Here is a 15,011-nt window from a genome sequence, read left to right on the forward strand (position 1 = left end):
ATATAAAATCACATGATAGAAGTTATATTTTAAAAGAAAATTTTAGGAGGGTTCACATGGAAAAGGATAATGATTTTAGATTTTATTCCAGAAAAGATTTAGATAAGTTTAAGTTTTACCAATTACCAAAAGAGCTTTATTCACTTCAAAGATATGCGAACCTATCAAATAATGCTTGCGTTTTATATGCAATGCTAAAGGATAGATTGGAGCTTAGCATTGATAATGATTGGATAGATGAAGATGGAAATATATATTTTATATTTTCTAGAGAATCTGCAGCACAAATGATTAGGGTATCTTCTAGAACTATAGTTCCAGTGTTTAAAGAGTTGGTAGAAGCAAATCTGTTGTTTGAAAAACGTGTTGATAGAACTAGTCCTAAAAGATTATATCTTGGACAAATAATTAATGATGCGAATTATATCCAACGAAGTGCAAAATTTGCACCTCCGACATGCAAAGATTACACCTCAGGACGTGCAAAAATTGCACCTCGCGACATGCAAAATTTGCACCCTAATGATACTGAGTATAAAGATACTGAGATTAATGAGACTGATTTAAATAAAGATATATGTCATGCTGCTACACCTTATCAAGAAATTGTTGACTTATTTAACTTAACTTGTTCATCACTTCCAAAGGTGAAGATGATAAGTGATAAAAGAAAAAAATTGATAAAGAGCATGTATGATTCACTACAAAACAACTTGGATTTAGTGAAGGACCTATTTAACAAGGTTAGCAAAAGCAATTTTCTATCAGGGAAAAATAAGGAGAGCTGGAGCTGTAACTTTGACTGGATCATGAATCAAAACAACATGATTAAAATCCTTGAGGGCAATTATGATAATAAATTTTATAGCAATGCAGTAGTATCACAAAATAATAAGCCAGTGAGTAATAAGGGAAATTTTAATAATTATGATCAAAGAACCTATGATTTTGATATCCTAGAGAAAAAATTATTGGGGTGGGATTAAGATGATATTAGCAAACTATAAAATCACAGAAGATAGCACAAGGTGTAGTAGAGGATGGATGTATAAACAGCTTAGCTTAGTGGTAGAAAATGCAAGTAAAGTAGTTGAAAGAGAAGTTTTCAAGAATGGTCAGGGAAGAAAGCAAAAGGTGGTATCAGTATGTTAACAATTAGTTTGCTTTTAGTTATTGAGGCAGCAATGTTTGTAGGAGCTGCAATTGGTATAAGTAAAAAGATTAAGGAATTAAATTTAAAAGTTGATGATGTTATTTTAATGCAGAAGGCAACCATAAATAAAGTGGAGCACTTAAAAAATAATATGATGGACAACCTATGGGATATTAAAGCTCATATGGAAAAGCAGGACATGAACTCTGGTGTTAATAAAGTCGATGTAATAGAGGTTATACAAGATGAAACTAACAAGCTTTATTTCAAGTTATTGTTTCCACCAGTGAGATATACACCCAAAAACAAATAGAAAGTGAGAAACATTATGGATTATGAATTAAAGAATCTAAAGTTAAAAGTTAGCACATTGGCAGCAAAATTAGCACAAGAGATGTCTGAAAAACAAGGAGTGGAATATAAAGATTGTATTAGTTCAGCAATAGATGCAGCTTGTAGTAGTTTAGGAGTAAATAGAAGTATATTTATAAAAATGTATTTGTAAAAGCAAGGGGGAGAGTATGTGGATATAATCAAAGATGCAGAGTCATACTTAGAAGGCTATTGGGATTTAAAAGATTCAATAACAACTATGGCAAAAGAAATTGAATTGTTGGATGAAGATATAAAGTCAGTTAAAAGTTTGGATTATTCAGGAATGCCTCATGGAAGTGGAGCATCTCATCCAGATGATAGATTAGTTAATTTACTTTATAAAAAGCAAGTAAAAGAATCACTTTTAGAAAGAACAAAAGCAAAAGTAGCCTTTATTGACGATATACTCACCAAACTATCAAAAGATGAAGATGGAAAAGTGTTAAAGGCTTACTACATAGATGTACTAAGAAAAGAAGAACTTGAAAGAGCAATAGGATCATGTGAAAGAAATATTTATAGGATGAGAAATAAAGCGGTAAGAAGATTTGCTATTCAATTATTTGGGATAGTCGCTTTGGGACTATAGAGGCTCAATTTGATTAAAAAGTGACGTAACTAATGAAAATTAGAGTGAAAATAATGTTCTTTGAAAATTGAATAATACGGTATTATAAAATAAATTAATTTTTATTAAATCCGAGCTATAATTTATAAAAGCATAGTATGTATACAATACTTATATAAACTGAGATATAATTAATATATAAAATTCATTGAATAAAAAGTACTAATCTAATAACGCAAGGAGATGAAAGTTTAATGAGAGACGGTTTTAATAAAACTCAAGGAGACGTTGTTATTCAAATGGCAAGTCATGTTATAAGTGAGTTACATGGGATTAATGGGTTAGACTTAAAAATGTGGATAGAAATTTATGATATAGATTATTTAAAAAAATGTCATAAACCACATAAAAAAACCTTACTTCATAATTATATTGAATCAATTTATGATGATCAATTATCTTATTTGTTGGATAAACATTTTCCCATGGAACTTATTAATGAGCTACTAGAAATATTTGATTTTTATAATGTTGATTATACAACAATAAGTGCGTTCGAATTTAGAGGTCTAGATGATGATAGTCTTGAAGATGTTGAAGATGTTGAAATATTAGCAAGCAGCTTATACGAGCTATATATTGATAAGATTATGCCGTATGTTGTAGATGATATTTTTACAGTGTTATATTCCAATAAAAAGTTTTTATACGATTTTAATCTGCAATTATCACAATTAATTTCTCATTTAGCGAAAGCAGAGTATCCCGATTTTTTTAAAAAAGATGGTGTGATAAAGAGATGTGAATATATTCCACAATGGCTTAAAGATGGTGTATTTTATCGTGATAAAGGAAGATGTCAAATCTGTGGAAGAGATTTAACAAGAATATTGAATTTAGATAATAAGATAAATTATGATCATATAATTCCCTTGGAATGTGGAGGAACAAATGACCCTACAAACTTTCAAATTACTTGTGAAAACTGTAATAAATCTAAAGGCGCAAGAAATAGTCAGTTTAATGATATTACACATTCATTTTGGATACTAGACTCATATAAAATGTTTGATAATGTATAATTATCGAAAGTTATTGTATTGCACTAATTTATATAAATATAATGGTTTAAAGAGTTATAAGAATTTTACTCAAGGATTTTATAATAAAATTATAGCAATTATAAATGCCGTATTATTCAACAAGAATATGCGGTATTTTTTACATCGTAGTTCAAAATTTAAGCGACTCAATCTCAAAAAGGGAAACCTTGAGCGAAAGTAATTTTAGAAAGTGGCTCAATTAAAAGTTGGACAAGACTTGAAATTTCAAGTTAATGACAAGAGTAGAGATATGACAGTAAACAGAAAAAATAGAAATGGAACTATAATAAATAAAACCAAGGAATTTATAACAGTAAAATATAAAAATCTAGGCAATTATAAGGAGAGCTTTGCCTATATAGACTTTATTACTGGTTCAGTGAAGTTACTTTCATAGAAGGGAGAAAAGTTATGTTTTCTAATAGAACATTTGAAATAGAAGAAATTCCAAGTAAAATACTTATTAGTAAAGAAGAGGCAAGTAAAGATTTAAAGGTGAAGATAGATATAGAACATGATACGAATTACTTGGGGTATATAGATATTTATAATAATTTTAAAGCGGTAACTTATAGAGAAAAAAAGATTAGAGTGGAAGATTAGAATTTATATGAATTAAAGCACTTAGCACTTAATGTAGTTGTTAGGTGTTTTTTTCTTTTTTTGTAAAAAATGCGTTTACTGGGAAGGAAAAATATGTTAAAATTAGAGTTATTATGTAAAAAATAGGATATTTATGAAATATGGAATTATCTATATAACTTTAGGATGAAAAGACCAGTTATTAAATTTGACAACAGTTATGATGTTAATGACCTAATATTAGGTATTTCTATATGATTAAATGTTATCTATTAATTGATCTATTTAACTAGAAGTAAAAAGTGGACCTATACAATAAAATTTAAAATATTTCTAAGTAAGTTGAAATAAAAATATAGGAATCATATTTTTTTATAGTGTACTTATTTAAGTAGTAATAAAATTAGTTTTTTGAAAGAAGGGTGTAAAATGGTAATAGAGTGGATTAAAATTAAGGGGTTTAGAAATTTTGAGGATGAGGTTATCAATTTTTCAGATAAAACACTAATTATTGGATCAAATGATGTAGGAAAGACAAATATGTTATATGCATTAAGACTATTATTTGATAAAAGGCTTAGTGATAAAGATTTAGAATTATGTAATAGTGATTACAATGCATATAATAGATCAACTGAAATAGAAATTACAGTACGTATTAAAAATATATGTGAAGATTGCTTAAGGAGTATTTTTGGGGCTGATATAAAAGATGATGCGGTAATAATTAAATATACTAATAGTAAAAATGGAGAATATTCTATTTGGGCTGGCCCTAGTGAAGATTTAATTGAAGAAAAAACTGGTCGATTCTATTTAAAAAGACTAAATTTAGAGTATGTAGACACAAATAGAGATTTAATATCATTTATAAAGAAAGAGCGTACTAAACTATTAGAAGCATCCAAAAAACAACTTCCAGATGATTTAATAAACCAAGACAAAGAAGCCATAGATGGTATACAAGGTGACCTTAATGATTTAAATAAAAGTATAGATAATCTTCATTATATAAAGACATCATTAGACTCAGTTAATCAAGAATTAGGTAAATTATCTATCCATAATGAGGGACAAGTTGTTAAATTTGTAACTAATAATGGGGATGTAGGGGAACTGTTAAACAACGTTGAACTTTCGTATGTTACAGATGAAGAAGTACTTACAATTGGTGGTGATGGTAGAAGTAATCAAATTTTTCTCGCAATGTGGGTAGCAAAGCAAAAAAAATTAAAGAATTTGGAGTGTGTAACTTTATTTGCAATTGAAGAACCAGAAGCACACCTTCATCCTCATCAACAAAGAAAATTATCAAAGTATCTTGTAGAGAATTTTGAAGAACAAATATTTATAACAACTCACTCACCACAGATTGCATCAGAATTTAGACCTAATAATATCGCTAGATTATTTTCTATAAACAAAATTACCAAAGCAGCTCAAGGTGGATGTAGTAAAGATATAGCCTTAACATTTAATGAATTTGGATATAGATTAAATGCTATATCTTCCGAAGTGTTTTTTTCAAATGTAGTTTTTCTTGTTGAGGGACCATCAGAGAAGATATTTTATACAGCTCTAGCTTCAAGAATTGGAATAGACTTTGATAGGCTAAACGCAACAATATTATCAGTTGACGGAGTAGGGTTTAAGCCGTATATAAAGATTTGCAAAGCATTAGATATTCCATTTGTTATGCGTACAGACAATGATATATTTCCAAAAACTAAAAAAGGTGATAAATATCATTATTTTGCAGGGATTTCAAGAGCAATGGGAATATATGATGAGTTAATTTCAAAAGGGGGTTCAGATGAACTTACTATTTATTGGAAAGAAAATAAAGATGGCAACGAATGGCAGGGAGACATCAGTGAATGCCCATATGAAACTCAAATTTTGATTAGTGAAATTAAAGCGAAATTAGATGCGTTTAACATTTTTCTATCAGTATCAGATTTAGAAAGAGATATAGTGCTGACACCATTAGCACCAAGTTTAAAGGCATTTTATAACGAAACAAATGATGAGAATTTGATAAATCTGATGCAAGAAAGAAAAGCTGAAAATATGCTTAAATATGTTTCAGAAAAAATAGATGATTTAACATGCCTAAGTGGTGAGTATATTGCAGCACCGTTACATAGAATAGTTAAGCTTGTAGAAGGAGTAGTTCACTAAAATGAAAACAACTATAGAGCCAAGTAAAGAACAAATGGAAGTTATTGTTGAGACCAATAATATAGTAGTAACAGCAAAACCAGGTAGTGGAAAAACATTTACTATTGTCGAAAAGATAAAATGTATTTCAGAAAACTTATTGGATTATCAAGGAGTCATAGCAATTTCCTTTACTAGAAAAGCAAGTAGTGAACTAGCTGCTAGATGTAAAAAAAGAAATGTAATAAAAAAACAATCGTTTTTGGGGACAATAGATAATTTTTATATTAGCCAGATTATTTGTCCATTTGCTAAACATATTACAAGTAGTAATGTAAGATTACAAGTAAGAGAAAAACTTTCAGACTACCCTCAATATAATGAGTTAAAAAATATTAGAACTGAAGTTTCTGGCGATTTAAAAGAACTCTTAATAGATTCATTAAGAGAGGGACATATCTTCTTAGAAATAAGTGGACAAACAGCTTTGTTTATACTTGAGAGTGCAAAAGATTGCATTAAATATTTAAAATCTAAATATACACATATATTTATTGATGAATATCAAGATTGTGGAGAAGTACAACATAAAATATTTTTAAGATTAGTAGAGGAAGGACTTGTTGGTATTGCAGTTGGTGACTTAGATCAAGCTATTTATGCTTTTAGTGAGAGGTATTCTAAATATTTAGCTTCGTTAATGATAGATTGTAGATTTACACATTATGAAATTACAAAAAATCATAGATGTCATAAATCAATATCTAATTATTCTTTAAGGTTATTAAATCATACAATTTCCAATGATGAAAAAGATATCCGAGTATTTAAAGTAAAAGTAAGAGGTAATGATGAACATATTATGAATGTTATCGATAAACTTTTACCTCAGATAAAAGAAAAGTATAATGTTAAAAATAATAATGAAATAGCAATTTTGTGTAGGAGTAACAATACTGCGACACGAGCTCATGATTTTCTGACAACAAGTAGTAAATTATTCAAAACAACTGAATTAGATGAGAATAATTCTTATTGGGCTAGAGTTTTTAGCGATATTCTTGAAAGTTATTTTGATCCAAATGTTTTTGCAGTTAGTTTCACTGAAAAATACGTTGATGATGAAATTAACAGCAAGCAGTTTATAATGGCACTTGAAATAATTAAATCAATTTTCAATTTGGAAACTGAGGAGTTAAAGAATAATATCACTTTGTTTGTTAACTTTGCTAGATTAATATATCCTGAATTTGAAGACTGTGATGTACTAACAATACTTAAAAGGACTTTAAATGATACAGAAAAACTACTTTGCTATAAACCTGCTGCTGAAAATGAAGTTTGCATTATGACATTACACAAGTCCAAAGGCTTGGAGTTTAAAGTAGTTTTTCATTTAGACTTGTATAGATGGATATTTCCATACGAATATTCTGGAATAACTGAAGAAGATATTATTCAGAGTTTAAATTTACATTATGTTGGAATAACAAGGGCAATTGAAGTGTGTTATATGATGCAAGGGACGAGAAGATATGCAGAAAAAAAAGAAAGATTTGTTGATACAGAGGAATCAAATTTTTTACATAGAAATAATTTAGGTGATTTTCGTTGTGATGTTGATTGGAGAGCTTAAGGAAGGGATTACTACTTTTTTAGCATCTGGATTTAAATATCTTATGTCCATTTTATGTCAGTGACATTTGCATATTTTACCACTTATAATTAAAATATCAAATTTAATAATATTAATAAGAAATACACTTAACAGAGCAAAGATTGTTGGGTGTATTTTTATTTTTTGAAAGGGGTGCAACTGTGAGAATTAATGAAATTATTAAATCTCAGCAGCCAGAGTTATATAAGGGTTTTAAGTCAAGACAGAAGAAAGTTGTTAGGGAAAATAAAAGCATTGATGAACTAAGTAGCAAAGATATTGAAGAGCTCATGGGTCATAGTGCATACAGAAGAGGTAGAGGAGGTTCTATGAGGCAGGTGAGGTAGTTGAACTATGTAGAACCCATACGAGATAAAAAGACCATTAGTAGAATACTTGCTTATACGAGAAAGCAAAATGAAAGAGATTTTCTTATGATGATGTGTGGGTTCCACACTGGACTTAGAATTTCAGATATATTAGATCTTAAAGCAAGAGATGTTAAAGGAAGAAAGCATATTCACTTAAAGGAGCAAAAGACAGATAAGGGAAAGTTCTTCTTAATTAATAAAGAGTTAGCTTTGTACATGAATGAATACTGCAAGGATAAAGAGCCCTATGAGTACTTATTTACTAGTCGTGAAGGAATCAATAAGCCTATCACTAGGCAAAGAGCTTACCAAATACTAAGAGAAACCTTTGAGATGTTTGGTCTTGAGAATGTAGGCTGTCACACTTTAAGAAAGACCTTTGGGTATCATCACTATACAAAGTATAAGGATGTGGCACTACTGCAAAAGATATTTAATCATAGTAAGCCAGTGATAACACTGAGATATATTGGCATAGAGCAGCAGAGAATTGACGAGACAATCGAAGGACTGAGCTTTTTATAATTCTTTTTTTTACCCCTTCAGTTTGACATAATGAGGCACTGTAAAACTCATAAAAATTTATAAAATGAGAAGGGCTAACTAAGCTAGATACAGAGCCTGTTACAGAGATTTTTCTTCAGTTTGACTCTTTGTATATTATGTAAAACTCATAACCGAAAATATGGAAGAAACTAGGTGATTTTGTGCCAAAAAGAATATGTAATTTTTATGGCTGCAAGAACATAATTCCCTTTGCTGCAAAGTACTGTGAGAAGCATAAAGATACAGATAAAAATTTGAGCAGCCAAAGACATAAGGATTATAAAAATATAAGACAAGATAAAAAAGAGCAGAGCTTTTATAAGTCCAAAGAGTGGGAAGTCATTAGAACTATTGTTAGAGTCCGTGATTATGGTCTATGTAAATTATGTGAGAGTGATAATAAAGTTATATTCTATCAAACAGTCCATCACATTGAAGAGCTAAATGAAAAATGGTCCAGAAGATTAGATCATAATAATTGTATTTGTTTATGTGAGAGCTGCCATCAACTAATACATAGAGAATATTCATTAAGTGATAGTTCTAAGAGACAAATGCAGCTGAAACTTATTAAACTAATTAATAATTAAATTTATTAGGTGGTAGGGGGTGGTAATAAACTTTCTAAGCGAGCCGTAAGGGTCGCGTTTGCCATTCCTTACGCAAGGTTTTCGGTTTTTAAAAGAATTTGGATTTTTTGAAAGGAGGTAATAAGTTGGCTGGAAGAAATGCATATTCAGTTAAAGCAATTATTGCCAATGGAAATAAGAGCCATTTAACTAAAAAAGAAATTGAAGAAAGACAGGAAAAAGAAGAGCAATTTAAAAAACTTGGAAGAGATACTATAAAGCCTCCTAAGTGGTTAGGTAAAGAAGGAAAGAAAATATTTAAAGACATTGTAACGGAATTACAAGCCATAGACATTCTTGTAAATGTAGATGCCTATGGACTCGCAATTATGTCTGATACCCTTGAGAAATATATTAAGTGCACCATAGCTCTTCACTCAGAGGATTTAAAAATTGAAAACTATGATAAAAAGGGAAATGTAAGTGTTGTAGAAAATCCAACAGTTAAGACTCAACTAAAATATTTGGATGCTTTTCACAAGTATGCTTCAGTGTTTGGACTATCACCTGCAGCAAGGATAAAGTTAATACAAACTAATATGCCAGTGCTGGATGATGAAGAGCAAGAGTTTGAAAGTGAGTTTGAAGCTTGATGAAGAAAAGCTATAACACAATAATAGAAGAACTAATTGATTACTCTAATGAAATCATTAAAGGAAAAATCATTGCTTGCAAAAGACATAAGCAAGCCTGTGAAAGATTTTTAAGGGACCTACACCGAATGGAGCGTGATGATACCTTTCCTTATTATTGGGATGAGGTAGAAGCAAAAAAGGTTGTGAAATTCTTTGGATATTTAAGACATAAGGAAGGAGCTTTGGCAGGTAAACCAATAGAACTTAATTCCTTTCAAAGATTCTTAGTATGTAATATTGAAGCATGGAAGCATGAAGATACTAATTATAGAAGATTTAAATTTGCTTACATACAATTGGCGAGAAAAAATGCAAAGTCCCAGTTACAAGGTGGCTTATGTTTATATGAGATCTTTGGAAAAAAGATTATGGGTGCTCAAATTTACACCTTAGGAGTAGAAAGAGAACAAGCAAAGGAAGTTTATAATGCTTGTAAGGATATGCTTAGTAAACCTCTTAAAAAGAGACTTAAAATATCTATACCTCAAATTTATCATTCTCAAAGTAATAGTATTATAAAGCACTTATCAAAGAAAGCTGGAAAAACAGGAGATGGTAAGAACCCACAGTTTGCAAGCATAGATGAATATCATGCCCACGAAACTTCTGAAATGTATAACGTTATGTCCAGTGGTATGGTTTCAAGACCTGAACCACTTATAGTTATTATTACTACTGCAGGTGAGGATTTTGAAAATAAGCCTTGTTATGCTGAATATCAAGATTGCTGCAACATTTTAGATGGAACTTTAGAGAATGAAAAATACTTTATCCTTATTTGTGAAGTAGAACAAGAGGATGATGTCGAGGATATAGAAGCTTGGAAAAAAGCAAATCCAGTACTTATGACTTATGAAGAAGGTATCACAGGTATTGCTGAAGCCTTTCAAAAGAAATACTTCTCTAGTGATCCTAGACAAAAGAGAGAGTTTTTAACGAAGAACTTAAATATTTGGGTAGGTGCCAGTGATAAAAAGTACTTAGATGTGACTCAATGGAAAGCTTGCCAAAGGGAATATGACTTTGAAAAATTCAGGGGAAGTGATTGCTTTGTTGGAATTGACTTATCTAAAAGTGGAGACTTAACTAGTGTGGCCTTTGAGTTTCCTTTCTTAGAAGATGGCATTAGAAAATATGCGCTTATTAGCCATAGCTTTCTTCCAGAAGGAGTTCTCAGAGAACATATGAAAACAGATAATGGAAACTATGACATTTGGGCAGAGAAAGGATATCTTACCACAACTGAAGCTAATGAAGGACTCATTGTGGATTATTGGGCAGTGCTTAACTATATACAAGATATGAAAGAAAAATATGAGTTCAATGTTAGACAAATCGGATACGACCCTAATGGTGCACTAATGTTAGTTACAGAACTTGAAAACATAGGCTTTAGTTGTATTGAAATAAAACAAAGTGCCAGAGCTTTGAATGAAAGTACTGTAAACTTTAGAGATTTAGTCAAGGTAAAGCAGATATACCACAATGGAAATAGTCTTTTAACTTGGTCTGTAGGAAATTCTGAGTTTGATTCTAATAGTTTTGGTGAAATAAAGATTTCTAAAAAGAGTAGATTTAAAAGAATAGATCCAATAGCATGCTCTATATTTGCTCATAAGTTGGCCATGGAATATTGGAATAACAAATCTTTAGATTTAAAGAAACAAATGGAGCCAGAGTATCTTAAAAAACTAGGTTGGTAAGGAGGTGAGAATTTGGGATTAAGAAATCTTTTTAAGAGTAAGAAGACCTTTAATAATTCAGTGGGAATAAACAGTGATGAGTTTTTAAAAATGCTTGGAATAGATATAGGTAACCTTGATAGTAATAAACTAAGTGAGGTTACTTATTTTACTTGTCTGAGACTTTTGGGAGAAAGTGTGGGAAAACTTCCATTAAAGTTATATAAGGAAACTGATAATGGACTAGAAAAGGCCTTGGATCATAAACTTTATACACTTCTAAAACTAAGGCCAAATCCTTATATGACTTCAAGTACCTTTTGGAATACCATCGAAGCTAATAAGAATCATTATGGTAATGCTTTTGTTTACAACAATAGAAATGAAAACTTTTGGATTATGCAGAGCAATAATGTAGAGATTTGGATAGATAATGGGGGGATATTTAATAAAGATAATGCCCTTTGGTACATCTATAAAGATCCAAAGAGTTATAAGCAGTATAGATTCCATTATACTTCAGTGCTACACTTTAAAACCTCTGTGACCTTAGATGGAATTACTGGACTTGCTGTGAAAGATATACTTAAATTGCCTATAGAAAATGCTCAAAGTGGAACAAAGTATTTAAATAACTATTATAAAAATGGACTCATGGGAAAAGCAGTGGTTCACTATACAGGAGATTTGGACCAAGAAGCAGGGAAAGTAATGGCTTCAAAGATTGAGGAGTTTAGTAGTGGTGTTCAAAATGCAGGGAAAATAGTTCCGCTGCCTCTTGGATTTCAATTAGTTCCACTTAATATAAATATGGCTGATGCTCAGTTTCTTGAAATTAACAAGTATACGGCGCTTCAAATAGCTGGAGCCTTTGGAATTAAGCCTAATCAAATAAACAATTATGATAAAGGTAACTATGCAAATGTGGAAACTCAACAAAGGTCTTTTTATGTGGACACTTTACTTTCAATCTTAAAACAATATGAGGAAGAGCTTAGTTATAAACTTTTAATGGATGATGAGCTAAAACAAGGATATTGCTTTAAATTTAATGTTAACTCCATCCTCAGAGCAGATTTTGCCACGCAGATGGAAGGCTTAAGTAAAGGGGTTAACAATGCCATTTATACACCTAATGAAGCAAGAAACCTTTTAGATTTACCGCTGATTTCTGGTGGAGATCAATTAATTTGTAATGGTAACTATGTTCCACTGGATTCAATTGCAGGGAAGGGAGGTGAAAATGGTGAGCAAAAATAAGTTTGTAAGTATCAAAAATCAAACGGAAAACTCAGCAGATTTATACTTTTATGGAGATATAGTGTCTAGTTGGTGGGGAGCATGGGACGATGCAGACCAATACCCAGAATCCATCAGAGACTTTTTAAATGAAGTTGAAGGAACTAAAAATTTAAATATCTATATTAACAGTGGTGGAGGTAATGTATTTGCTGGAATGGCAATTTACAATATGTTAAAAAGACATAAGGCTCATAAAACTGTTCATATTGATGGACTTGCAGGATCTATTGCCAGTGTAATTGCAATGGCAGGAGATAAAATCGTTATACCATCCAACGCCTTTTTAATGATTCACAAACCTTGGAGCTGGACCGAAGGAAATTCCAATGATTTCAGGAAGTTAGCCAATGACTTAGATGCCATTGAAGAAGGTATTTTAAATGTTTATGCAGAAAGGCTAAGAGAAGGTGTGGACCTTGAAACCATAAGGCAAATGGTGCAAGAGGAAACTTGGATTAATGGATTGGAGGCTGAAAAGTATTTCAACATAGAAGTTGCTGAAGAAAATCATGTTGCTGCTTGTAGCTCTGATTACTTTAAAAATTATAGCAGAGTTCCTAAAGATCTTAAGAATCAAACATCACAGCCAAAAGAACAAGAGATGCAAGAAAGTAAAGAAGAAATAAATATGAAGCTGATCGAATTAGAGTTAATCTAGTTCTTTTTATTTATATGTATACTTAAAATTAGCCTTCACTTTAATTGAATACTTGTCCCAAATTTTAAACCTCATTCATATTTTATATTATAGGGAGGGATAAGTATGAGATTAACAACATTATATGAAAAACAAAAACAAATATTAGAGTATATAGAAAAAGAAGAAAAAAGAAAACTTGATAACTATAATTATGAAACAAGAATATGGAGCAACGGGTATAAAGCAGCTGTCAATACGATAAAAAACTATATATGGGAAGTCCTTAACAAAGGGGACTAATTGCAAAAACTATAAGAGGAATATTAAACATATGTTTCTTCTTATAGTTTTACTTTTAAGTCATTCTATGATAAAAAAGCGACGTAAGTGTTAAAATTTAAAGCACGAACTGTTCTTTGAAAATTGAATAATACGGTATTAAAAAATAAAAGTTAACGGAAGTATATTGGAAATTAATGCAATAAAATGGTAAGTATGATACACTTTTCTCATGCATTAAGTCATAGTTATAATAAACTTCGAATTAATAAATAGTAATTTATGGGGGTACTGTATTGTATGGAAATGATTGATATTTATGACGAATTAGCTCAAAAATGTGGTAAGACCGAGGAAAAATACGAGGCTCATAAAAAAGCACTTATTCATAAAGGTGTTTGTGTATGGATTGTTAACTCTAATGATGAGATACTACTACAAACTCGAAATAGTCAAGTTATGTTCCCAAATATGATGGATATTTCGTTTTCAGGGCATATCCAAGCTGGTGAAACATCTTTAGAAGCAGCTATACGAGAAGGAAAAGAAGAACTTGGCATTGATTTAGAAATAGATAAACTCCAATATCTCTTTTCGTGTCGGGAGTATTTAGGGGTTGATGGATATTTTGAAAATGAAATAGATGATGTGTTCCTTTATAGAATGGATATTCTTTTAGAGGAGTACTCTTTCAACGATAATGAAGTGAAAGAAGTATCGTATGTTTCACTTGAAAAATTCAAGATAATGGTAGAAACACATTCCACTATGCTTATGCCTTACAAAACACATTATATTTTTTTACTAACAGCCTTGGGTAGGTGGTAAATTTAGTCTATTACATAGATTTGATTTCGTACTTACCACGACAAATTCCAATTTGTAGAGATAAATTAACAGGATTTTGAGTTCAGTTTTATCGGAACTTTCTAATTTAATGACTAAACTTAAAAATCGAATATTTTATATAAATACCGTATTATTCAACTAGAATATGCGGTATTTTTTATGTCGCAATTCAAATACAGCACGAAAAACAGTATCAATTTAGATGCTGTTTTTTTCTTTTATAAAAAATTATAAATCAAAATTTAGGAGGAATGAAAATGCCAAAGGAATTATTAGAATTACTAAACAAAATCAAAGCTAAGAAAGAGGTAGCAGCGAACTTACTTAATGAGAAAAAACTTGATGAGGCTGAAAAGGTAACAAAAGAAATCAAGGATATGCAAAAGGAATTTGAAATTAAAGCATCACTCTTTGAGGATACAAGGGATAACTTACCTATTGAGGGTACAGAAAATAAAACTTCTAAGGATCTAGGAATCA

Annotated in this window: 20 protein-coding genes; all 20 read left to right on the forward strand. The window is 30.5% G+C overall.

Going from position 1 to position 15,011, the window contains the following annotated elements:
- Positions 1–56: 56 nt before the first annotated feature.
- Positions 57–986, forward strand: a complete 930-nt coding sequence (locus RR409_RS11230; protein ID WP_332557845.1) for a replication initiator protein A — start codon at positions 57–59, stop codon at positions 984–986.
- Position 987: 1 nt separating this feature from the next.
- Positions 988–1,152: a hypothetical protein gene (locus tag RR409_RS11235; protein ID WP_332557846.1), complete on the forward strand. Its 165-nt coding sequence runs from the start codon at positions 988–990 to the stop codon at positions 1,150–1,152.
- A complete protein-coding gene (locus RR409_RS11240; RefSeq protein ID WP_332557847.1) occupies positions 1,146–1,466 on the forward strand; it encodes a hypothetical protein in 321 nt (106 codons plus the stop codon). The genes RR409_RS11235 and RR409_RS11240 overlap by 7 nt, the downstream gene beginning before the upstream one ends.
- 15 nt (positions 1,467–1,481) lie before the next feature.
- Complete coding sequence (locus RR409_RS11245) at positions 1,482–1,658, forward strand: hypothetical protein (protein WP_332557848.1); 177 nt, start codon at positions 1,482–1,484, stop codon at positions 1,656–1,658.
- An 18-nt stretch (positions 1,659–1,676) separates the two neighbouring features.
- Positions 1,677–2,117, forward strand: coding sequence for a hypothetical protein (locus RR409_RS11250; RefSeq protein ID WP_332557849.1), 441 nt, complete (start codon positions 1,677–1,679; stop codon positions 2,115–2,117).
- A 233-nt stretch (positions 2,118–2,350) separates the two neighbouring features.
- Positions 2,351–3,178, forward strand: coding sequence for an HNH endonuclease (locus tag RR409_RS11255; protein WP_332557850.1), 828 nt, complete (start codon positions 2,351–2,353; stop codon positions 3,176–3,178).
- Between the two features lie 238 nt (positions 3,179–3,416).
- Positions 3,417–3,596, forward strand: a complete 180-nt coding sequence (locus RR409_RS11260) for a hypothetical protein (RefSeq protein WP_332557851.1) — start codon at positions 3,417–3,419, stop codon at positions 3,594–3,596.
- 14 nt (positions 3,597–3,610) lie between these two features.
- A complete protein-coding gene (locus RR409_RS11265; RefSeq protein WP_332557852.1) occupies positions 3,611–3,802 on the forward strand; it encodes a hypothetical protein in 192 nt (63 codons plus the stop codon).
- Positions 3,803–4,210: 408 nt separating this feature from the next.
- Positions 4,211–5,962, forward strand: coding sequence for an AAA family ATPase (locus tag RR409_RS11270; RefSeq protein WP_332557853.1), 1,752 nt, complete (start codon positions 4,211–4,213; stop codon positions 5,960–5,962).
- A 1-nt stretch (position 5,963) separates the two neighbouring features.
- The gene (locus RR409_RS11275; RefSeq protein WP_332557854.1) at positions 5,964–7,577 is read left to right on the forward strand and encodes an ATP-dependent helicase; all 1,614 of its coding nucleotides are present in this window, start codon (positions 5,964–5,966) and stop codon (positions 7,575–7,577) included.
- A 182-nt stretch (positions 7,578–7,759) separates the two neighbouring features.
- Positions 7,760–7,945 (forward strand): hypothetical protein, encoded by a 186-nt coding sequence (locus RR409_RS11280; RefSeq protein WP_332557855.1) that lies wholly within the window; start codon positions 7,760–7,762, stop codon positions 7,943–7,945.
- The gene (locus RR409_RS11285) at positions 7,946–8,494 is read left to right on the forward strand and encodes a site-specific integrase (RefSeq protein ID WP_332557856.1); all 549 of its coding nucleotides are present in this window, start codon (positions 7,946–7,948) and stop codon (positions 8,492–8,494) included. It abuts the gene before it with no gap.
- Positions 8,495–8,676: 182 nt separating this feature from the next.
- Positions 8,677–9,105: an HNH endonuclease gene (locus tag RR409_RS11290; protein ID WP_332557857.1), complete on the forward strand. Its 429-nt coding sequence runs from the start codon at positions 8,677–8,679 to the stop codon at positions 9,103–9,105.
- Between the two features lie 125 nt (positions 9,106–9,230).
- A complete protein-coding gene (locus RR409_RS11295) occupies positions 9,231–9,737 on the forward strand; it encodes a phage terminase small subunit P27 family (RefSeq protein WP_332557858.1) in 507 nt (168 codons plus the stop codon).
- Positions 9,737–11,482 (forward strand): terminase TerL endonuclease subunit, encoded by a 1,746-nt coding sequence (locus RR409_RS11300; RefSeq protein WP_332557859.1) that lies wholly within the window; start codon positions 9,737–9,739, stop codon positions 11,480–11,482. Before RR409_RS11295 ends, RR409_RS11300 begins: the two co-directional genes overlap by 1 nt.
- A 12-nt stretch (positions 11,483–11,494) precedes the next feature.
- Complete coding sequence (locus RR409_RS11305) at positions 11,495–12,721, forward strand: phage portal protein (protein WP_332557860.1); 1,227 nt, start codon at positions 11,495–11,497, stop codon at positions 12,719–12,721.
- A complete protein-coding gene (locus RR409_RS11310) occupies positions 12,705–13,421 on the forward strand; it encodes a head maturation protease, ClpP-related (RefSeq protein ID WP_332557861.1) in 717 nt (238 codons plus the stop codon). The genes RR409_RS11305 and RR409_RS11310 overlap by 17 nt, the downstream gene beginning before the upstream one ends.
- A 105-nt stretch (positions 13,422–13,526) precedes the next feature.
- Complete coding sequence (locus RR409_RS11315) at positions 13,527–13,703, forward strand: hypothetical protein (protein WP_332557862.1); 177 nt, start codon at positions 13,527–13,529, stop codon at positions 13,701–13,703.
- A gap of 279 nt (positions 13,704–13,982) precedes the next feature.
- Positions 13,983–14,510: an NUDIX domain-containing protein gene (locus RR409_RS11320; RefSeq protein ID WP_332557863.1), complete on the forward strand. Its 528-nt coding sequence runs from the start codon at positions 13,983–13,985 to the stop codon at positions 14,508–14,510.
- 278 nt (positions 14,511–14,788) lie between these two features.
- The coding region (locus RR409_RS11325; RefSeq protein WP_336746601.1) for a hypothetical protein at positions 14,789–15,011 on the forward strand (223 nt) is incomplete at its 3' end.

The organism is Clostridium sp., assembly GCF_036642255.1.
In the GTDB taxonomy this organism is placed as follows: domain Bacteria; phylum Bacillota; class Clostridia; order Clostridiales; family Clostridiaceae; genus Clostridium_J.